21 protein-coding genes are annotated in these 21,047 nt (G+C 34.8%); 9 read left to right on the top strand and 12 right to left on the bottom strand.

Annotated features, from left to right (window positions below):
- Window positions 1-60: 60 nt before the first annotated feature.
- The 5 genes from JK636_RS24090 to JK636_RS00825 form a co-directional block, all read right to left on the bottom strand.
- Entirely contained in the window at window positions 61-333 is a 273-nt protein-coding gene (locus JK636_RS24090; RefSeq protein WP_420839254.1) for a leucine-rich repeat protein, read from the bottom strand.
- On the bottom strand, window positions 300-1,595 hold the full coding sequence (locus JK636_RS00840) for a TldD/PmbA family protein (protein ID WP_202746941.1): 1,296 nt from the start codon (window positions 1,593-1,595) through the stop codon (window positions 300-302). Before JK636_RS00840 ends, JK636_RS24090 begins: the two co-directional genes overlap by 34 nt.
- Before the next feature lies 1 nt (window position 1,596).
- A complete protein-coding gene (locus tag JK636_RS00835) occupies window positions 1,597-2,976 on the bottom strand; it encodes a TldD/PmbA family protein (RefSeq protein WP_202746940.1) in 1,380 nt (459 codons plus the stop codon).
- A gap of 282 nt (window positions 2,977-3,258) precedes the next feature.
- Window positions 3,259-4,053, bottom strand: coding sequence for an ABC transporter permease subunit (locus tag JK636_RS00830; protein ID WP_202746939.1), 795 nt, complete (start codon window positions 4,051-4,053; stop codon window positions 3,259-3,261).
- A 17-nt stretch (window positions 4,054-4,070) separates the two neighbouring features.
- On the bottom strand, window positions 4,071-4,988 hold the full coding sequence (locus tag JK636_RS00825) for an ABC transporter ATP-binding protein (RefSeq protein ID WP_202746938.1): 918 nt from the start codon (window positions 4,986-4,988) through the stop codon (window positions 4,071-4,073).
- Window positions 4,989-5,327: 339 nt separating this feature from the next.
- Here JK636_RS00825 and sigY point away from each other — a divergent pair, with 339 nt between their 5' ends.
- The 4 genes from sigY (at window position 5,328) to helD (ending at window position 8,930) form a co-directional block, all read left to right on the top strand.
- Window positions 5,328-5,858, top strand: a complete 531-nt coding sequence (gene sigY / locus JK636_RS00820) for an RNA polymerase sigma factor SigY (RefSeq protein ID WP_202746937.1) — start codon at window positions 5,328-5,330, stop codon at window positions 5,856-5,858.
- The gene (locus tag JK636_RS00815; RefSeq protein WP_202746936.1) at window positions 5,858-6,256 is read left to right on the top strand and encodes a DUF5345 family protein; all 399 of its coding nucleotides are present in this window, start codon (window positions 5,858-5,860) and stop codon (window positions 6,254-6,256) included. The genes sigY and JK636_RS00815 overlap by 1 nt, the downstream gene beginning before the upstream one ends.
- Window positions 6,253-6,471: a sigmaY antisigma factor component gene (locus JK636_RS00810; RefSeq protein WP_202746935.1), complete on the top strand. Its 219-nt coding sequence runs from the start codon at window positions 6,253-6,255 to the stop codon at window positions 6,469-6,471. The genes JK636_RS00815 and JK636_RS00810 overlap by 4 nt, the downstream gene beginning before the upstream one ends.
- A 257-nt stretch (window positions 6,472-6,728) precedes the next feature.
- Window positions 6,729-8,930: an RNA polymerase recycling motor HelD gene (helD, locus tag JK636_RS00805; RefSeq protein ID WP_202746934.1), complete on the top strand. Its 2,202-nt coding sequence runs from the start codon at window positions 6,729-6,731 to the stop codon at window positions 8,928-8,930.
- A 676-nt stretch (window positions 8,931-9,606) separates the two neighbouring features.
- Here the strand turns inward: helD and pssA are convergent.
- Window positions 9,607-10,143: a CDP-diacylglycerol--serine O-phosphatidyltransferase gene (pssA, locus tag JK636_RS00800; RefSeq protein ID WP_202747388.1), complete on the bottom strand. Its 537-nt coding sequence runs from the start codon at window positions 10,141-10,143 to the stop codon at window positions 9,607-9,609.
- Window positions 10,144-10,429: 286 nt separating this feature from the next.
- On the opposite strand from pssA, the gene arcA reads away from it, so the two are divergent.
- Window positions 10,430-11,683 (top strand): arginine deiminase, encoded by a 1,254-nt coding sequence (arcA, locus tag JK636_RS00795; protein WP_420839257.1) that lies wholly within the window; start codon window positions 10,430-10,432, stop codon window positions 11,681-11,683.
- 138 nt (window positions 11,684-11,821) lie between these two features.
- Here the strand turns inward: arcA and JK636_RS00790 are convergent, their stop codons facing one another.
- The 5 genes from JK636_RS00790 to JK636_RS00770 form a co-directional block, all read right to left on the bottom strand.
- Window positions 11,822-12,520 carry a TVP38/TMEM64 family protein gene (locus JK636_RS00790; protein ID WP_420839256.1) on the bottom strand — a complete coding sequence of 233 codons (699 nt, stop codon included), beginning with the start codon at window positions 12,518-12,520 and terminating at the stop codon, window positions 11,822-11,824.
- Between the two features lie 39 nt (window positions 12,521-12,559).
- On the bottom strand, window positions 12,560-13,615 hold the full coding sequence (locus JK636_RS00785) for an ABC transporter ATP-binding protein (RefSeq protein WP_202746932.1): 1,056 nt from the start codon (window positions 13,613-13,615) through the stop codon (window positions 12,560-12,562).
- A 12-nt stretch (window positions 13,616-13,627) separates the two neighbouring features.
- Window positions 13,628-14,437, bottom strand: coding sequence for an ABC transporter permease (locus tag JK636_RS00780; RefSeq protein WP_202746931.1), 810 nt, complete (start codon window positions 14,435-14,437; stop codon window positions 13,628-13,630).
- 71 nt (window positions 14,438-14,508) lie between these two features.
- A complete protein-coding gene (locus tag JK636_RS00775) occupies window positions 14,509-15,366 on the bottom strand; it encodes an ABC transporter permease (RefSeq protein WP_202746930.1) in 858 nt (285 codons plus the stop codon).
- A gap of 1 nt (window position 15,367) precedes the next feature.
- Entirely contained in the window at window positions 15,368-16,603 is a 1,236-nt protein-coding gene (locus JK636_RS00770; RefSeq protein ID WP_202746929.1) for an ABC transporter substrate-binding protein, read from the bottom strand.
- A 280-nt stretch (window positions 16,604-16,883) separates the two neighbouring features.
- Here JK636_RS00770 and JK636_RS00765 point away from each other — a divergent pair, with 280 nt between their 5' ends.
- The 4 genes from JK636_RS00765 to JK636_RS00750 all read left to right on the top strand — a co-directional run bounded on the left by JK636_RS00765 (window position 16,884) and on the right by JK636_RS00750 (window position 20,534).
- A complete protein-coding gene (locus JK636_RS00765; RefSeq protein ID WP_202746928.1) occupies window positions 16,884-18,029 on the top strand; it encodes a (Fe-S)-binding protein in 1,146 nt (381 codons plus the stop codon).
- A gap of 16 nt (window positions 18,030-18,045) precedes the next feature.
- The gene (locus JK636_RS00760; protein WP_202746927.1) at window positions 18,046-18,735 is read left to right on the top strand and encodes a TVP38/TMEM64 family protein; all 690 of its coding nucleotides are present in this window, start codon (window positions 18,046-18,048) and stop codon (window positions 18,733-18,735) included.
- Window positions 18,735-19,319 (top strand): CDP-alcohol phosphatidyltransferase family protein, encoded by a 585-nt coding sequence (locus JK636_RS00755; RefSeq protein WP_202746926.1) that lies wholly within the window; start codon window positions 18,735-18,737, stop codon window positions 19,317-19,319. Before JK636_RS00760 ends, JK636_RS00755 begins: the two co-directional genes overlap by 1 nt.
- A gap of 201 nt (window positions 19,320-19,520) precedes the next feature.
- Window positions 19,521-20,534: a sulfurtransferase gene (locus JK636_RS00750; RefSeq protein WP_202746925.1), complete on the top strand. Its 1,014-nt coding sequence runs from the start codon at window positions 19,521-19,523 to the stop codon at window positions 20,532-20,534.
- A gap of 56 nt (window positions 20,535-20,590) precedes the next feature.
- Here JK636_RS00750 and JK636_RS00745 read toward each other — a convergent pair whose 3' ends face one another.
- Entirely contained in the window at window positions 20,591-21,001 is a 411-nt protein-coding gene (locus JK636_RS00745) for a hypothetical protein (RefSeq protein ID WP_202746924.1), read from the bottom strand.
- Window positions 21,002-21,047 lie beyond the last annotated feature (46 nt).

The following is a 21,047-nucleotide window of genomic DNA, read 5'->3' as shown; positions in this document are numbered from 1 at the left end:
GTACTTATTGAGAACATATATATATATCCAGTCACTTTGCATATAAGGTTGTATCTGAGGTTATCCTATCTGCTGCAAAATCCCAGGTAGGGTGGCTTCTATTAATGAGTACACTTTAAATTGCGGGGTAATGCCGCCAAATACCTTTGGCTCTACAGACGGGGCATTTCCTAAAAACTTTGCAGCAGTCAAGTTATTACAATATGAAAATGCTCCATAATTAATAACAGTTACACTTTTAGGGAGCGTAATATTTGTCAAATTGCTGCAATTAGAAAATGCAGAGTCACTAAATTTAATTATTTTCCAGAAATAGTTATCCCTGAAACACATATATAAGGTAGAACTGTAGAGCCGTAGTCTATTGTTTCAGATGAAATTCTCCTTATATTATTGAAGGCTTCATAAAGATTTCCGGAAACCATAGTTTCACTTATAGGATATTTAATTTCTCCGTTTTCTATATAGTAGCTGTTTTTTGCAACTCCTGAGAAGTCGCCGTTGGAGCTTGGCTGACCGCCAGAAAATCTTGCAAGCAGTATGCCTTTTTCAATACCTTTAACAATATCATTAAAGCTTTCTGTTCCAGGATCTATAACATAACAGCCACCTTCATTTTTAGCTCTCTCACGACCAGTTTTCTTTGAGCCGTAATTGCTTAGCATAAAGCTCTTTAAAATTCCAGTATCAATTATTGTCACATCCTCAGCTTCAAAACCCTCAGAGGTTACATGATAGCCATCGCTTATTTCCTTAGAAACAGGCTTTGAATGTATTGAAAGTACTTCACTTGCAACCTTTTCGTTCAGCTTATCCTTAAGTATGCTTGTTCCTGATATTAAGGAGCCGTCTCTTAAGAAGGTATCAATATATGCATTTAAAAGCTCGCTTAGGCAATCTGGAGTTATAATAACATCTCCTTGGAATTTTCCTTCTAAGGTTTTTGTATCTAGTTGTTCAACAGATTGCTTTAAGAGAGTCTTTACACTTCCGCAGTCCATTAATTCCTTTTCCAGTTTGAGCATTGAACTTCCGCTGGCATTAAAGGAGGAACTCTTTTCTCCTTCCTTAGCAGCAAACATAGAGCTGAAGTTATATACTCCTGTGGACTCTTTAAAATTTACTCCATTAGAATTTGCTAAATACATAACACCTGAATCAAAGGACATAATGGTATCCATGAGATTTATAGATGGATAATTTTCTTTAACAGTTCTTATATAACTTTTGAGAAGATCATACATTCTGTCCATGACAGGCTCGCTGTCTCCATTTGTAAATTCCTTAGGTGCCTGATAAGGAGCTATATCGTAAGCTTCGTCAGCATCTGAGTTTGAGCTTAATTCAAAAACAGTTTTTACCGCTTCCTTTATTGAAGCTTCATCGGTTTTATTTATAGAAATGGTGCCTTTCTTATTATCCTTTATTACGGTTAAAACCAAAGCAGTATCAAGGGTAGTACGTAAAAGTGATATTGCTCCGCTTTCAACATTCATTTCATATTTTTTATTTCTATACAGCATGCATTGAGCCTTATCTGCTCCAAAATCTTTAAGAGAATTTAGGCAATAGCTTACTATTTCTCTATCTATCATGTTATCTACCCCCTATATTAACTTTGCATTTGATGGCAGGGCCGCCCATTCCAACAGTTATAGGCTGTTTCTTGCCGCACATTCCGCCGTTTAGCCAAACCATATCATCGGAAACCATAGTTGTACTCTTTAAAACATCAAAGGCAATTCCTGATATAGTTGTATCTTTTATAGCTCTTCCAAGCCTGCCGTTCTTTATTTCATAGCCCAGCACAATCCCAAACATGAACTCGCTTGTTGTATCAGCCTGACCATTGTTTGTATTCATAAGATAATAGCCATCTTCTATGGAGGCAATCATGTCCTCAAGCTTGCTTGTTCCGGGAAGAATTGCGGTATTTCTCATTCTTATAAGGGGCTCATCATTAAATTTAAAAGCTCTTGCATTGCCCTTTGGAACATCCCCAAAATGCCTTGCACTTTCTTTGTTGTGCATATATCCTTTAAGAGTTCCATTTTCTATGATAACAACATCTTCTGCTGTAGTTCCTTCATCATCCATAAAAATAGGAACAGGGCATATTTTCCCCTCATAGGTATGAGCATAGTCAACAAGGCTTACAAGAGGGCTTGCCACCTGCTTATTCATATAGCTTCCTGCAATTGAACCCCCAAGTACGAGGTCAGCTTCTGTAGTATGTCCAATAGCTTCATGTGCAAGAATTCCAGCTAAGTTAGGATGCAGCACACATTCCTTTAAGCCTGCTTCAGCATAAATACCTTCACTTTTATTTATTAAGTGTTCATATAAGCTGTCTATTTTTTTGTAAAAGTCCTTTGGAGATGAAAAGTTATCTTCAAACTGGCCAAGTCCTCCGAAAACATCGTATAAACTTATAGGTTCCTCATTTTTTACTACAGTCATAGAGATAATAAAGTTAGAACGAGGCAAAAGAGAATAAAGGCAAGCACCATCAGAGGTTATGAGCGATTTTTCCATGTCAAGACATCTAAGGCTAACAACTCTTTCGCTTAGGTTTGGATACTTGGATGCCATATAGGAATCAACTTCTCTTATGAAATCCATAATCTCCTGCTGTGATAATCTTGTCTTCTGTGTGCCAAAGTTTTTTTCAAAGGAATCTGCTGTTCCATTAAAAAACGCTTTGTTTCTTTTCTCTCTGGAATCAAGGAAAACAGCATTATCACTAGCTGCTTTTATTACAGATTTTATACTTTCTTCGTCAACCTCGGCACTGGAAGCAAAGCCCCAGGAACCTCCTTTATATGTTCTCGCACTAACCCCATTTGTAATATCCTTAGCGTTTCCTACTAAATTTCCATTCAGGAAGGTTATATTAAGTGTCCTATTCTCCTGAACTCTCAGCTCGGTATATTGAGATATAAAGCTTGAATACTTGTTTAAGTTTTTTAGAATCAAATTTAATTCCTCCTTTTGTCGGAACACTGGGCAGTCTAAAACGCTCGTTCCCACTCGCAGACTACCCGCTAAAGTCCATTTAGGACTTTAGCCTCCTTTCAATACAAATATTATATCATTTTACAATATGTGGTGGAAGTGAAAGAAATATTATAGAAATTTTGTTTATCTATTGAAGTAGCTGCAAAATTAATATTTCATGAAGCTTTAATAAGAAACAAATAAAAAAGCCGTACCTGATTAAGATACGGCTGTAGTTTTTATGAGAAGCCTAGTGCTGCTTTAAATTAGTTTCTCTGCAATAAACTTAGAGGAAATCCTTTTTATCAATATATAATCAAGTACTAGGAGAACTCCGCCCCCTATAAACATTGCAAGGCTGCTAAGGAGTAATACACCTGTCATTTGACCTACCAATAAAAGAAGCACTGGAAGAACAAGAAGACCACTTACCTGCTGGGCTTCTTGGAAGGTTTCTGATTTTGCAGATACCATCACAGTAAATATTAGGGATAACAAATTGATTGCAGGTGAAATCCATAGTATAATTATGAGCCATTTTATATCAGGGAAAATAAGCCCTCCAAAATATATGAACCCTCCTATATTAAATACAATGCCAAAGACTATAAAGGAAAGCAAGGTTATGATATAAGATGGAATAAAAACTCCTAAAATCTTAGCCCTTAAAAGCTGTTCCATAGATATTGGCGTGTAAAGAAGAGACTCCATAGTTTTATGTTCCTTTTCTCCCACAAAGCTGCTGGCTCCGATAACTCCTGAGCACATTATTGGAATTATTAGAAAGTAAGATGGAAACATATAATTTATGGTTACTTTTATTAAAAGCTGTGCCGGAGTATAGGCTGTATACTCAGAAGGTAATTTTTTTATAAGAGGACCAAGCTTTGTGATCATGCTTGAATCCTTTCCAATAAAGCTGGCACCTATAAGTATTGCCAGTGGTATAATTACCATCAGCACAATTGGTACAATAGTCATAGGCATAATAACCTGTTTTGAACTTGTTATTTCATTTATATCTTTATCTATCAAGGCTTTTTCACTTCTATTCATTTTCTACCCTCCTAAGTCTAAATGGTTACATCCTCGGATGTACCTTTGATGTATTTAAAGTACAGTTGTTCTAGTGACCATTTTTGCTGCACTGCTTCATAAATTTCTCCGCCACTTGTCAGTATACCTTGCAGTAGAGTATTTACATCTTTGTCTCCTAAAATAGCTTTGCTGTACATATCATTACCTTCATGGATAAATCCAAACTTATCAGAAATATTTTTGCCTCTGATTTTTAATTGAAGGGAAGCATTTTTTCTTGAAGCAAGCTCGTCAAAGCTGCCTAAGCCAAGGACATTGCCATTGTTTATAAAACCATAAAGTGTACAAATATCTTCAGCATATTTTAATTGATGGGTACAAAGAAAGATCGTAACCTGATTTTCCTCTGCGAGTTCTTTTATAAGCCTAGTAACATTTAGCGCATTTTCCGGGTCCAGTCCGGAAGTAGGTTCATCAAGAAATAAAATTTGAGGATTGTGAACTAAGGCCAGTGCTAAGGAAACTCTCTTTCTCATTCCTGTACTGAAAGACTTTACCTTTTTATCTTTTACATCAAATAGCTCTAGTCTTTTTAATATAAAACCAGTACGTTCTTTAAGCGCTTTTTCTTCAATTCCATGCATTCTCCCAAAGAACATAAGATTTTGCTCTGCAGTAAGATTTTCATAACAGGAGGAACTTTCAGTCATTACCCCGCATAATCTGTGAATCTCAAGATTATTTTCCCCCACAGGTATTCCTAAGATTTCAGCATGCCCTGAGGTTTTTGAAAGAATTCCATTAAGAATTCTAACTGTAGTGGTCTTCCCCGAACCATTAGGGCCAAGAAAGCCAAATATCTCACCTTTTGGTATGCTTAAACTTATATTGTTTAAAGCATTAGTCTGACCGTCATAGGACTTTTTAAGATTTTCTACATTTATTGCATTCATTTTTTTCTCCTTTCACTCGAAACACTGGGTAGTTTAAGACGCTCGTTATCACTCGCAAACTACCCGTTAAAGGTCATTTAGACCTTTAACCTCCCTTCACTCGAAACACTGAGAATCTATCCATTAAACTCCATTAACAACTTTATTTTTACAATTATTAAACGTACAATCGTGAAAAAAGTTCAAAAAATATTTAATTTATTAGATAAGCATATGAAAGAGAATTAATATATAATAATCACTTGAATAATAATAATAATTAATAATATACTTATTTCAGTAGATGAACTTTTTTCGTTTAAATACGTTAAAGTATTAGGAAGGTGAGGCGGAGAGTGCTTGTATGAAATAGAATTAATAAATAAAGCAAAGCAGGGAAACAAAAGTGCTCTTAATACACTTCTTTCTGATAACCTTCCGCTGCTTAAAGGTTACATAATAAAAATGACCGGCAATGCCGAACTTTCTCAGGATATTATTCAAGAAGCCATGCTTAAGGCGGTGCTGAATATTCATAAATTTAAGCCAGAGGCAAAGTTTTCAACTTGGCTAATTACAATAGCTACTAATGTTTATAGGGATTACCTCCGAAAAAATAAAGAGCTTGAGCTCATAGACGAGTGTATTCCTTCAAAGGAAATGAGTCCCGAAGAGCTAACTATAAGCAAGCTTCAGTATAAGGATATTATAGAAATTTTAAAAGCTATACCCTATGAAAAGAGAGCTGTATTTATACTAAAACATTATTATGGTTATAAATATGAAGAGATTGCAAAGATATTGGATTGTCCTGTTGGCACAGTTCGTTCAAGACTTCATAACACTATAAAATATATAATTCATGAATTAGAGAGGAGGAAGCTGGTCTAATGAAGAAAGACATCATAGAAAATAATATAATTGATAACTATTATAAAGAAGCTTCTTATTCGGAACATTTAACTTCAGAGACTGATGAGCTGTTTAACAAGAAGCTTAATAATTCCTTAGAAAAGATGGATATAGTAGATTCTTTAGATTTTCCTATGGATATTAATATTTTAGAAGTTATAAATAATGCAGAGGCAATAAAAGCTAAGAAAAAGCTTAGAAAGGAATACCTTATTTTTATTTCTATTTGTCTCGTAATAGTATCTTCATTTATCTTCCTTGCATTTAATGTAGATATAAAAATTATAATATATGCAGAAGTTGCAATATCTGTTTTTCTTCCTCTAACTCTAATACCAATAGCTGCAAGGGTTAAACTAAAGGGGGTTCAAAGATGACAAGAAATCAGCTGATATTAGTTTTGATTATTGTAAGCCCTTTACTATTGGCACAGGCTGCCTGGATATTTTCAGATGCACGAAAAAGAGAGGAAAAGTACTACTGGCTTTGGGGACTTTTTGGCCTTATAAACGTTCCTCAATCACTTATTGTTTATTTAATTGTAACAAGAATAATATTAAATAGAAATAAAGACACTAATAAGCTTCCATAATTTTATATTATGAAGGCTTTTTATTTATAGTTTTGACAGTGTGGGAATTTACAAGGGTGAGATGATATAGAGGAACCTATCTTTAAATGTATGTAAATTTCATATTAAGGCAGGTTATATTAGGAGATCTACTCTCCCTACTTTAATTATACCATATCCAAAAAAATATTTACAGACTGTTATTTAGGTCATTTTGCGAGTATACTTAAAAAGCATTTTATGAAGGCTTCAAACACTAAAAGGAGGCTGATGTAGGTATGAGCATTAACGACTTTGAATGGAAATCAGAAAAGGAATGGCTTCAGAAGGTACTTAAAGAGGCACAAAGGCAGCTTGACGAAAAGCTTCACTACAAGGATAGGTTTAGAAAAGATGCACTTGAAACTCAAAAGGAGTTATGGGAGGAGCTCGGCTCTGTTTCTGTAACCAACGGTCTGGAGCAGATTGTAAGTTTTATGGGCTTCATCGACAGAATGAAATATCAAAAGAGAAATCATGAAATTACAAGAAGGCTTCAGGAAACCTATGAGAGAATGCTTAAGTCTCCCTATTTTGGAAGAATTGATTTTCTTGAAAACGGGGAGGATAAAGTTGAGAAGTGCTATATTGGATTATCAAATCTTATAAATGAAGATTATGATTTTCTTATTTATGACTGGAGAGCTCCGGCTTCAAGCATGTTTTATGATTATGAAATAGGAAAGGCAAGCTATAAATGTCCTGAAGGGACTATAGAAGGAGAGCTGACCTTAAAAAGACAGTATAAAATAAGTAATGGCAATATTGAATATATGTTTGACAGTAACCTTAAGATAGATGATGAAATACTCCAGGACATTTTAGGTAAAAGCACCGACAATAAGATGAAGGCCATAGTAACAACTATTCAAATGGAGCAGAACAAGGTAATCCGCAATGAAGAATACAAAAACCTAATTGTTCAGGGGCCTGCAGGAAGCGGAAAAACCTCTATTGCTCTTCATAGAATAGCATATCTTCTTTATAAGCACCGCGCTAAGATAACGCCTCAAAATATAGTAATATTTTCACCCAATGATATCTTTAATGATTATATATCAAACGTTCTGCCTCAGCTTGGAGAAGACAACATGCTCCAGACAACCTTTAAGGAATATATGCATAAGGCTTTAGGGAATAAATTTATTAAAGAAAATTATTCTGATATGATGGAATATATTCTTACCTCAAAAAAGCATTTGGATTATGAAAAGAGAATTAAAAATATAAAATACAAGTCTTCACTTGAGTTTATAGATGTACTAAAGCAATATGCAGCAAAAGTAGAAAAGGCTGGTAGAAACTTTAAGGATATAGTCTTTAGAGATAAATTAGTAATATCTAAAAATGAACTTGAGGAGCTGTATTATAAGGATTATATAAACCTTCCTTTCAAAAGAAGGCTTGATAAGATTAAAGAAAGAGCTTTATTCCTTCTAAAGCCTTTTGAAAAAGAAAGGATAAATGAAATTTATGATGAACTTTGGAATACAGGTTCTTTTGTAGATGAGATGGAAGCTAAAGAAAAAGCTATTGCTTCAGTTAGGGAAGAAACAAAGAATATATATGAGGAAGTTAGCAGGATTACAAGGTTTGATTTAATGAATATATACAGGAAGCTGTTTAAAAATCTAGACAGTGAAGTCAAAGAATATACCTTAAAGAATTTAGGAGCTAACATTCTTAACTACGAGGACCAGCCCCCGCTGTTATATCTAAAAGGGGTTTTTGGTGACCTTCCTAAAACCTCGGACATTAAATATGTAATTATAGACGAAGCTCAAGACTACACACCTCTGCAGTATGAAATCTTTTATCAGCTTTTTAATCAAGCAAGTATAACAATGCTGGGAGATCTTAATCAATCCATTAATCCATTTATGAATGTGGGGAGCTATGATAATATTTCGCATATATTTCCACAGGATAATACCTGCATAATAAACCTTACGAAGAGCTATAGATCTACAATGGAGATTACTGAGTTTTCAAGAAGGATTCTCAATCATGAGGTCAATGCAGAGTATGTGGAAAGAAGAGGGGATAAGCCAATAGTGCTTGGTTTTAATGATGAAGAGCCTATAAATGAAAGAATTCTTAGAGATATTGAAATGTACAGGGAGCAGGGGTATAAATCCATTGGCATTATAACAAGAACTACAAAGGAAGCAGACAGAGTATACAGCTTCTTAAAAGACAAAACAGAGGTTAAAGCTCTAATAAAAGATGATGATGAGTATATAAACGGCGCCCTTGTTATACCCGCCCATCTTGCAAAGGGTCTGGAGTTTGACGTAGTACTTATCTATAATGCAGGAGATGAAAACTACAGCTGCGAAGAGGAAAGACTGCTGTTTTATACAGCCTGCACAAGAGCACTTCATAAGTTAAGTGTATACTACACAGGAAAGCTGACTCCACTGCTAGACAGAATAGCTTAGGATTAACTATTGAGAACCTTACCTCAATCTGTTGTGGTTTCGAAGTAAAAATTGAGCAAAAGTGGGGCTGAAAAAGTGCATTTTTCAGCCCTATTTTTTGTGGGGTTTTATAGAAGAAATAGAGATTTTTGATGATGCCATTTATAATCCTTCTTTCCTCAGATTTCTTTTTTCATGTAGATCAGGTTTGCAATCAGTGCAGAAATTGTCAGTAACACCAGTCCGATCAGAATGCCAAATATGGGGATCAGAACTTGATTTTCCGTGAAATACCGCATGACTTGGCCTAGATTGCTAATGAAATTCGTTTTTTTCGTCATGAATAAGATTAACACCGCGATTACGTACATCGGTAGCATCGTGAAAACGTAGGCTTTCGCAAAGGAAAATTTGAGATAAATCGGATAGGAGACGCCGACGGCAAAGCAGAAATAGCTAAAAGCCAACATAAGTGTGGCCCAGAATGTGAATGGATCCAAACTTACGTTCATTATTGGTGGAACTGCTGTTAATTTTGAACTGTACTTTTTCTGTTTCATATTTAGTTGCTTATAAAATTTATAAGAATAGAATTATAACTTTTGCTTATCGTAAAGAATTAAAGGGCATGCCAGTGGCTTACCCTTAATTATTGTTTCACATCCATAATTGTTTTTGAGCAAAAGTGAATTAATTACTATATTTTTTTTAGTTTGATGTTGCTAATCATTAAATACGAAGCAATACATAATATTATTGCAATAACAATAATATTAATCATTATAGCTGCATTAATGAAAATATAAATAAGATAATATACTGCCATAAAACATCCAACCACAGTAATAGGCACTCCAGTAAATACCCCATTAAAATCAAATGCATTATATCTTGCCAGCCTATAAGCTCCAGCTATCGGCATGAGAATAGTTATAATATACCCGATTAAAGAATAGGAAATAAGGTTACAAATATAGAATGTCAGCACAGACGGGGCCACACCAAATGATATTACATCCGCCAGTGAATCCAGCTCTTTTCCTAGAGTATTTTCCACTCCAAAAAAACGTGCAACGCGTCCGTCATATCTATCAAATAGGGCTGAAATAAGAATGAATAAACTGGAAAAAAGGAAATTTCTCTCGGATGCCATTAGTATAGAAAGCACACCAAAGATTAGATTGCCAAATGTGAATATATTAGATAAATTTTCTTTTCTAGGTAATTTAGGAATATTAACACCTCCTGTTTTTTATATCATAGTTAATTATAGATTAATTCGCGATAGATTGCTATAAAATCCTTCAAGTATTCAGAGTAATTACTTTATACCATTATTCTGCGGTTTTTATAACTTAAATATTCATATTGCTAAATGCATACATCCTAAAACTAATACCAATGCCATTCTAAACATAACCTACTGATAGTTATATGCCCTGTAAAACACTTCCTAAAACATAATATTAAAGAAAAGCGGAACACTAAGGATTAGATTACTAAAGGAAGGGATGAATTTCGTGGTTTCTAATTCTAATATTTCTGTTTATAGTGAAATAGGAAATCTAAAGTGTGTACTTCTTCATTGCCCTGGAGAAGAGGTTGAGAATATAGTTCCGGATTATTTAAGAAGATTATTATTTGATGAAATTGTTTTTTTAAAACAGGCAAAAAAAGAGCATAATCAATTTGCAGATATTTTGCGCAATGAAGGTGTAGAAGTTCTATATCTTACTGATCTTATGGCAGATATTTTAGAGGACCATAAGGTTAGAGATGAGTTTTTGAAAGAATTTATGGAAGAAGGAAAAGTGGTTACTGAGGGGCTTCAGGAAGCTATTATTGAGCTGTTTAGCGGTTGTTCACCACAGGAGCTAATAAGAAAATGCATAGCTGGTATTAGAAAAGAAGAGCTTAATCATATTAAACCCAAGTCACTGGGTGATATGGTTAAAAATCCATATCCTTTTTATCTGGATCCTATTCCTAATATGTATTTTCAAAGGGACCCTTTTGCATCTATTGGATCGGGTATTTCTTTAAATGTTATGGCCAATGAGACACGAAATAGAGAAACTATATTTGCAAAATATATATTTGATAATCATCCTAGATTCAAGAATGTGCCAAGGTGGTATAACAGAAACAAAACTCATCCAATTGAGGGTGGAGATATTTTAGTTCTTTCTGATAAGGTTTTAGCTATTGGAATAAGTGACAGAACAGAACCAATAGCAATTGAAAGGCTAGCACATAAACTGTTAAGTTCAGAGGAGCCTTTTGAAACAGTTTTAGCTTTTGATATTCCTAAAACAAGAGCCTATATGCATTTAGATACAGTATTTACTATGGTGGATTATGATCAGTTTACTATATATTCCGGTATTGAGGACCCTTTAGATGTATATAGTATTCATAAAGGAAAAAATGATGAAATCAAAATAAAGTATGAATATGAAGAGTTGTCTAGTATATTGAAAAGACATCTAAACCTAACCGCAGTAAATCTAATAAGGTGCGGTAATGGTGATCGCATTGCAGCAAGCAGAGAGCAATGGAATGACGGAAGCAATACACTTGCTGTAGCTCCCGGCAAAGTAATTTGTTATAATCGTAATCATGTAACCAACGAAACCTTAAGGAAAAATAATATAGAAGTGCTAGAGTTTGATTCCTATGAATTATCTAGAGGCCGTGGAGGGCCAAGATGTATGAGCATGCCTTTAATTAGGGAAAAATTTAGCAAAGAAAACAAGAACAAGATCAGGTATTAGTATTTTAAAGTTTGATAATAAACAGGTAAAAACCTCCGATAATAAGTTTACGGAGAACCGTATCATAAGTAATTGAGGTTTTTCTATAAATGCTTAGTGTTGCAACACTAAGCATTTATTCCTGAGCCTTGTTTTCTTTTAGAAGTTTTGTTTATTTTTATGCTTTTCATCAATATACTTTTTAACCGCTAACGCAAATGCAATTAGGGCCGCCACTCCGCATATAACCCAAAGTCCAAGCTTGGAAGCCTTGTCTATGTTTTGTCCTAGTACAGAATATACAATTGTTGCAGGGAGTTGTCCGATTCCTGTGGACCATAAAAAACTCCAGAGACTTATGCTAGTAAGTCCGGCAGCATAACTAACTGCATCAAAGGATATAAAAGGCAGAAGCCTTGCAATTAAGATTGCATAAGGACCGTACTTATTGAAAAATTTATCTGAGATATCAAGAGCTTTCTTGCCTACAAACTTTTCAGCAGCAGGTCTTCCGTAAAGCTTTGAGATATAATAGCAAAGGATGGCTCCAAGCATAGCACCGCTCCAGGATAATATTGCGCCAAAGAACCAACCGAACAGCCATGCATTAGCAAAGGTTATTATAAAGGCAGGAAGAGGTGCTGCAATGGATTGAAACATCATAAGTACAAGTGATACAACTGGTGCCCATGCTCCAAAGGATTTAATATATTCCTTCATGGTGCTTATATCCAGCATGGAAAATAAAACAACTAGCTTCTTTACCGTTGTATTTACCTGTGGAACAAATAAATAAAGGCAAATAATTAGCAGCAGGAAACCTAATTTGATTAAAGTGGATTTTTTAAGCGTCAATATAATCCCTCCAAATTTTAATGAAAGTCTCTTTAAAGCAAACTAGCGTGCATAAAATACTGCTTTGCTAAAATCTAAAACTACACTTACTAAAGAATTAATCTGAGAAAAATTTGTGTCTGAAGTAAAACCTTTTAGTTCAATATCTTTAGCAGTTATAGAATAATAACTTCTATCGCCAGCATATCTTAAGCTGGAAATTACTCCTTCAATAGAATCAGGGAGCTTTTCCTTAGAAATATGTATATGTTCCCTGTGAAGCATTGCTGTAACTTCACCTCTATAATGAGCGGAACCTTTGCCTAAAACTTCATAATTGTCTCCTATATTAAAGCTTCCTAAACAGCAGTTGAATACACTATCTTCTATAGTTCCTTCTATATAATTTTTTTCACCAAGGAAATCAGCAGCCTCCAGGCTTTCAGGGCGTTCATAAATTCTTTGTGGAGTATCGCACTGATTAATACTTCCATTAAGCAGCAGTGCAATTCTGTCAGAAAGCATAAAAGCTTCTTCTTTGTCATGAGTAACTAAAATAGTAGTGATGTAAAGCTTTTGGTGAAGCTTCCTAATAAGCTCACGCATTTCCTGCCTTAGAGTTATATCAAGGCTCGAGAAGGGTTCATCTAAAAGAAGCAGGCTTGGATTTACAGCCAGGGCTCTTCCTATAGAAGCTCTCTGCCTTTGTCCCCCGGAAAGTTCGTCAGAATATTTCTTTTCGCAGCCTTGAAGCTTTAGAAGCTCAACTATTTCTTGGACCTTTTCAGTTCGTACTTTTTTATTAACTCCAGCCATCTTAAGTCCGAAGCCTATGTTTTCCTCAAGATTTAAATGAGGAAAAAGCAGAGATTCCTGAAAAACAATAACGGTTCCTCTCTTATTTATAGGAACTTCCTTAATAGATTTGCCATCAACAAGTATATCGCCAGCTTCTATCTTATGAATTCCAGCTATGATTTTCAGCAAGGTGCTCTTGCCAGAACCGGATGGGCCAAGAAGAGAGAGAAATTCTCCTTCTTTAACAGAAAGATTAATGTAACGAAGCACCTTCTGCCCATTAAAGCTTTTGGAAATATCAATAAGTTCTATTTTCTTCATAATTTAATCACCTTAAATGTATAGATGTCCTTCTATTTTATAGTAGTTCTTAAGCATTTTCTCAAATATAAGAAGAAAAACAAAGGAAACAGATATAAAAACTATGCTGAGAGCCCCAGCCATAGTCTGGTCTCCATCTTGAATAAAAGGAAACATAATAATTGCTAAAGTCATAACCTTGCCACCGCCAATTATCAACGTAAGAAGATACTGGCTAAAGGACACAACAAATATAAGATTGGAAGCAGAAACAATTGCAGGCATTAAAAGAGGTAGAGTGATGTTTAAAAAAGTTTTTAGTCTTGAAGCACCAAGAACTCTAGCCTGAACTTCATAGCTGTTTCCGATTACCTCATATACATTTTTAAGAATCCTGATTCCATAGGGCAGACATGGAAATAGATGAATTATAATAACTCCCAGCAGGGTATCTGCAAGACCTAGCCTTATAAAAAATATGTGTATGCCTGTAGCAATAGTTATTGAAGGAATTATAAGTGGAGTCAAAATAAGTATCTCAACAAGCCGCTTTCCCCTAAAGTTGAAGGTGCCAAGAGCTTTTGCAGCAGGTATGGAGAATAAAATTGTAATAAAGGTTACAGAGAGAGAAAGTCCTATGCTGAAGAAAACTACTTTTAACAGCTGATGACCATTTTCTAATATATACCTGTAAGCTCTGAGGTTATAATTTTGGGGTAAAATATTTGGCCAGTTCCACTTGCCAGAAATACTCCATAAGAGGAGTACAGCTATAGGGAGCAGACCTAGAAAGGCAAAGCTTAAGGCAAAACAATTTGCAGTATGCTTAAATATTTTATTCATATAACCCTCCTGTATTCCTTATGCTGCACATAGAGATTATTAATTTCTATGCCTCCTGTATTGTTACGTCTTTAATATTGTTTAGAGGCTTTAACGATTTTGTAATAGATATATATTAAAATAGTTGAAATACAGGCAAGTATTATGTTTATAACCATAGCATAAGGCCTGCTGCTTAGGTCTGCACCTGTATATTCCATGTAAGCCTTAACTGGCAGAGCTTTTGGGAAAGTAGGTCCTAAGAGATAAGGAACTTCAAAGGCTCCAAAGGAAAATGCAAATATGATTACAAAAGCCGATAATATGGAAGGCAAGCAAAGGGGAAGCATTACATGAAAGAAAACCTGCCTTTTGGTTGCTCCAAGATTCCTTGCGGCAATATAAAGCTTATCATTTATATCTTTTAGCACAGTATACACAACCATCGCTGTGAAAGGGATCTCCTTCCAAAGATAGGTTAGCATAATGCCAATACCTTGCCTGTCAAAAATAAAAAGAGTCATGTCTTCCATAGTCTTTATAAGCCCAAGCTTAAAAAGCAGCCTTGCTAAAATACCGCTTTGAGACAAAATACTAAATGCTGCGGCAGCAGCTATAATATGAGGTACTATTACAGGCAACCTGAAAATAAACTTTTCTAGGATTCTTCTGCTGCTGCTCATGTAGACACAGAAAGCAAGAGCAGTGCCTAAGACTAAGGCTGTAAGAGAGGAAGTCAGTGAAGTTATAAGGCTAAACCTTAAAGAACTTATAAAATCACCGTCAAGCAAAATCTCCTTGTAGTAATTAAGAGTTATACTTCCCATTCCATAAGCTTTTGAATAACCAAAGCTCTCAAAGAGAGCATTGATTATTCCCGGAATAAGTATGCCCAAAATTATGACAAGCGCCGGCAGCAGAAGTATATAAGGTTTTAGTTTTTCTTTCAATTTAATCTCCCTTTGCCACATTTTCAAGCCAAAGTTTTTCTATTATTGGTACAAGTTCTGCTCTTAGCTCAGGAATTCTTTGCTGAAGCATTATATTCTGAGGTATGGAATCCTGTCCAAGCTTAATATTGTCAAAAAGTTTTTTCTCATCGGTTTGTAGTTTATCATAAGAAATTACAGGAAGATCTCCCCAGTTTTTAGGATCATATTTAAGGGCCTGAGCTTCAGCACTTAGTATTTGATTAATAACAGCCATTGCACCGGCTTTATTCTGCGAATTTCCTGCAATTGCAAGGAAATGAGTATTACCTACTGTACCCTTATCTAAAAGCAAACTCTTTGTTCCAGATGGCAGCTCGCCGTTTTCTATTCTGCTTGTAGTACCATAAGGATTATAGGTCATTGAGGCCAAAAGCTGTCCATCAGAATACATGCTATCAAGCTGAGCAATAGTAGCAGGATAGCTCTTTCCCTTATTCCATAAATAAGGTTTTAATTCATTTAAATAGTCCAAGGCTGGCTGAATAACCTTTTGAACTTCAGCCTTATCAGCTTTAATATCTGAAAGCTTATTAGGATCCACCAGATTACATATTATAGTTCTTACAAAAGCACTTCCTGTAAAGTCGGGAGGGGCTGGGTATGTAAATTTCCCTTGATTGCTTTTAACAAAATCCATAAGCTCCTTGGTATTGTTAAAGGTTTTTGATACTTTATCAGAATTATAAAGCATAACAAACTGTGCCTTTCCAAAAGGTACCTCATAGCCCTCCACAGGAAATCCAAAGTCATAAGTAACCTCAGGAGAAGCCGTGTCCACCTTTTCTTTAAAGTTTGGCAGGCTTTCAGAAAAAGGCCCATATAGCAAATTAGCTTTTTTTGCATTATAAAAGTTTTCTCCATTTATCCAAACTATATCGATTGAACCGTTCTTGCTTCCTGCCTGTTTTTCAGCCAAAAGCTTATGTAAGATATCATCAATGTTCATGGGAACTCTTTTAAGCGTTATATCATAATTGTTCTTAACTGCTTTTGCAAGGTAATTGTCAACCCATTTGTTAGTAAGCTCGTTGCCACCCCATCCATAGAAGGTAACAGTTGTTCCTTTAGAAGCCTTAAGAACAGCATCCCAGTTTGAAAGATCAACGTTTTCAGCGGTTTTAGAAGTCTTACTGCTGCATCCGATTAAAGAAAATACAATAATTAAAGATAGAATAAAAGATAATAATCGTTTCAAATTTACTACCCCCAAATAAATAATAGTGTTACATAAAGAAACCTTAGTAATTATATCATAATTTTACATATTGATAACAAAATTGAAGTATAGATAAAATTAATAGTTGATAAGTTATTTATTAAAAACTTCTATAGTGAATTATAGCCAAGCTGTGTTAATATAGTTTTGGTATTTGATATTTAGTTTATTCTAGATTAATGGAATAAAAGGGCCTCTATTTAGCTACGGATTCGTGCTGAACTAATAGAGGCTTATTTTTGTTAATGGAAGGGAAAATATGAAAGAGCTGAAACTATCCAGGGAAGTTATAGAAAAGATAAAAGTTGAACAGGATAAATGTAGTGGTTGCAAGCTGTGTATGAAGAATTGTCCTATGTTAGATACTTATTGCAATACTCCAAAAGAATTATTAAAGGATGCAGTGGAAAATAAAGCAATAAAGACCGAAATACCTTACTCTTGTGCTTTATGCGGTTACTGCACTGAGGTTTGTCCAAAGAAGGTTGATCTTAATGAACTCTTTTTTGATCTTCGAAGGTTTATTGTACTTCAAAATAAAGGAGTACCAAAGGAATTTGGCAGAACTACAGTGAATTACCATCAAAAAAACAGTTTTTCAAAGCCGTTTACTACTAGTATAAAGAGCCAGCAAGGCTCAAACGCTGAAAGAGTATTCTTTCCTGGCTGCAGCTTAACTGCTTATAGCCCAGAGTTAGTTTTAAAGGTTTATGAATATTTAAATGAACAGCTTCCGGGCACAGGAATACTATTGAAGTGCTGTGGAAAGCCAACTCAATCTATGGGAGATGAAGCTGCCTTTGAGCATTATTATTCAAAGGTTAAGGCTGACTTTGAAGCAGGAAAGGTTAAAGAAGTTATAACAGCATGCCAAAACTGCTATAAAATAATCTCTAAGCACAGTCCAGATATAAAGGTTACCTCCTTATGGGAGGTTATTGCAAAGGAAGGCGTTCCTAGCGGTGTAAAAAATAGAGGCAGAGAGTTAGGCATTAGATTTGCTCTTCACGATCCTTGTCCAACTAGAAAGGAAGATAAAATTCATACTTCTGTAAGAAATATATTAACTATGCTTGGCATTGAAATAGAAGAGTTGAAATATACGAGAAATAACACTCTATGCTGTGGATCAGGCGGGATGCTCAGTGTAACCAATAATGAGCTGGCGCTAAAACACATGAAAAAGGTAGCTAATCAAGCTGAATCAAATTATTTTGTAACTTATTGTGAAGAGTGTGTGCAATCTCTTATAAGAGGAGGAACGCAGGCTGTTCATATTCTGGATTTGCTATTTAATGAAGAAATATATACAAGCAAGAATTTTGGTCAAAGCAGTCAAGGCACTTTAAAAAGCTGGATTAATAGATATAATGGAGTGAGACTTATAAATAAGATCAATAAATAACAGGAGATTTAAAGTTATGAAAAAGAATTATGTGAAAGGAATTAAATATATTAGCCTCATAGCAGTTATAGCTTTGGCTGTGTATTTTCTAAACAGACTTGATGTATTTAAAAACTATAGCTCTAGGGATATTAAGCAGTTTTTAGATTCTCTTGGACTGCTTGCCCCTATAGTTTATATAGTGCTTTTTACCTTTGTGCCGCTAACCTTTTTCCCGGATTCAGTGCTTGCTATTGCGGGTGGGATGGCTTTCGGACTTATTAAAGGCAGTCTGTTAACTATAATAGGAGCCTTATGCGGAGGAACTCTGGCTTTCTTTATAGCAAGATATCTAGGACAGGATGTTATAAAAAGAATTATAAAGAAGGATATTTCTATATTAGGCAAGCATACTCAGGAAAAGGGCTTCTGGGCTATACTTGTTTTAAGGCTAATACCACTGGTACCTTTTGATGTAATAAGCTACAGTGCTGGCTTATCTGAAGTGAAGTATAAAGATTTTTTATTAGCTACTTTATTAGGAATAATTCCTGGAGTAATGGTATTTTCAAATATAGGCGACAAGTCTTTAGAGATAGGAAGTTTTCAGTTTTATATATCCATAGCGCTGCTTATAATACTTTTAGTCGTTTCAGCACTGTTTAAGAAGAAAATTTCTCAAAGAATTATTGGTGATATAAATAAAACCAGAGAGGAGAACTTGTAATGCTGGATACATATGGAAGAAAATATGTAAACCCGATAATAGATAAAACTGCAAAAGACCTGCTGAAGCTTAATTTAAAGCCTAACCATGTAACAGGTATTGCTTTTTTTGTAGGAGTATTGTCCGGAGTTTTCGTATACTTAGACTTAAGCTTAATAGGTGTAATACTTCTTTGGGTTTCTGGCTTTTTAGATGCTGTAGACGGCTCAATGGCAAGAATAAGTAAAAATACTTCAGCACTAGGAACTCTTATGGACATCACCTTTGACAGGGTAGTTGAAATGTCAATTGTGATAGCGTTGGCTATGAGATTTCCAAGTTCAAGAATTTATTTGTTAATATTAACTATATGCATTTTGTTTTCAATGACAATTTTCCTTACAGTAGGAGCTCTTTCAGATCAAAAAGGAATAAAGTCCTTTTATTACCAGGCAGGCTTGGCGGAAAGAACAGAGGGCTTTATAATGTTTTCTTTAATGAGCTTGTTTACTCCGTGGCTGGTTTTGATAACAAATCTGTTTTCAGCAGCAGTGTTTTTTACAGCTGCTCAGCGTATAGTTGAAGCAAAACGAATATTAAATTGATATAGTATTGAAGTTACGGAGAAATATCCTTAAAAGTGCTATTTCTATATTCTAGTACAAGCTTTATTAAAAAAATAAATAGTGGGCTATAGTACTATAAAAAAAATCTATTAGACCATTTTTCGACAATAGTGTATCATAATGCATTGGGAATTCAAGTTATAAATATATTTGATATGAAAATTTTTAAGGGGTGACACTATGAAAAAGAAAATACTTATAGGCCTTCTTTTTGCAGCTTTGGTTTCTTCATTTGCAACTGGATGTGCTTCTAAGAGCCAACCAACTAGTCCAGCAGATACTAAAGCAGATACTAAGGCTGTTGAGTCTGTTGCAAAGACAAAGGTATTTGTATCACCAGAATGGGTAAAAAGTGTAATTGATGGTAAACAATCAGAATCAAAAGATTACAAAATCATCGAAGCAGCATGGGGTCCAGCTAAGGATGATAAAGACTACGTAGCTGCACACATACCAGGGGCAGTGCATCTGAATACAGATGATATTGAAGAATCAACTTACTGGAATATAAGAACAGGTGATGAGATTAAAAAGGTTATGGCTAATTATGGCATAACAAAAGATACTACTGTTATTGTTTATGGTGCTGACTCAGGTGCTACTAGGGTTGCATTTACATGCCTTTGGGCTGGAGTTGAAAATGTAAAAGTAGTTAATGGCGGCTTAAATGGATGGACAAAAGCAGGATATGCTACTAACAAAGATATAGAAGAGCCAAAGGCAACTACTAAAGAGTTTGGTTCAGCTGTACCTGCTCATCCTGAGTATGTTTTAGCTATGCCTAAAGATGTACAGGCTGAAATGTCCAAAAATGATAAGTTTAGATTGGTAAGTATAAGAAGCCTTGATGAATTTGAAGGCAAAAAAAGCGGATATGACTATATAAAAAGAGCAGGAGAACCTAAAGGAGCTGTATGGGGTCATGATGAAACTGACTACCGCAATGCCGATGGAACCTTTATTAGTTTCGATAAAGCTGTAGGAATGTGGAAAGAACAAGGAGTTACAAAAGATAACGAAATCGCATTTTACTGCGGTACTGGCTGGAGAGCTACCATTCCATTTTTAATGGCTTATGAGAACGGTTGGACAAACATAAAATTATATGATGGCGGATGGTTTGTATGGCAGATGGATCAGAAGAATCCAGTGCAAGCTATAACACCACAAGAGGCCGCAGCTCAACATAAATAAGTTTAATAAAAATGTCTGATTGCCTAAAAGGCTTTCAGACATTTTTTACGTAGAAATTAAATTAAAAGTATTTTTATATGCTGTATAAGTGTAATAATTGCTAATATCAAACTGGTAAAATAGTAGGAACGATAGTTTCCAGTAGAAAATATTAGAGTGAAAAGCACAAATATGAGAGTAAGCACTATGCCTGCTAGTAACATTGGCAAAGCCTTTTTATCCTTAATATAATTACCTTTTTTGGTTTTTACATATAAAATAGCAGCAACGCATAGTATTATTAAAAATATAATTGCAGCATATTTTAGTGCAGTTATAGGATATTGCGCTTCCCATTCATGATTTTTAAATACCACATACCTCATCATTCCCATTCTTTTCATAGAAAAATATTGTATTACATAAGCTGCAATCACAAAAAGTACTTGTAGTATTATGGATATCCAATAAAAGATCTTCTTTAACATAATTTATCTCCCTATCTTTAAAATCATAAAGGAATCAGCTGAAAAT

The sequence above is a fragment of the Clostridium rhizosphaerae genome, assembly GCF_016765585.1.
In the GTDB taxonomy this organism is placed as follows: Bacteria; Bacillota; Clostridia; order Clostridiales; family Clostridiaceae; genus Clostridium_AT; species Clostridium_AT rhizosphaerae.
The sequence above is the reverse complement of the archived record's forward strand: the minus strand, read 5'-3'. Positions and strand labels throughout refer to the sequence as shown.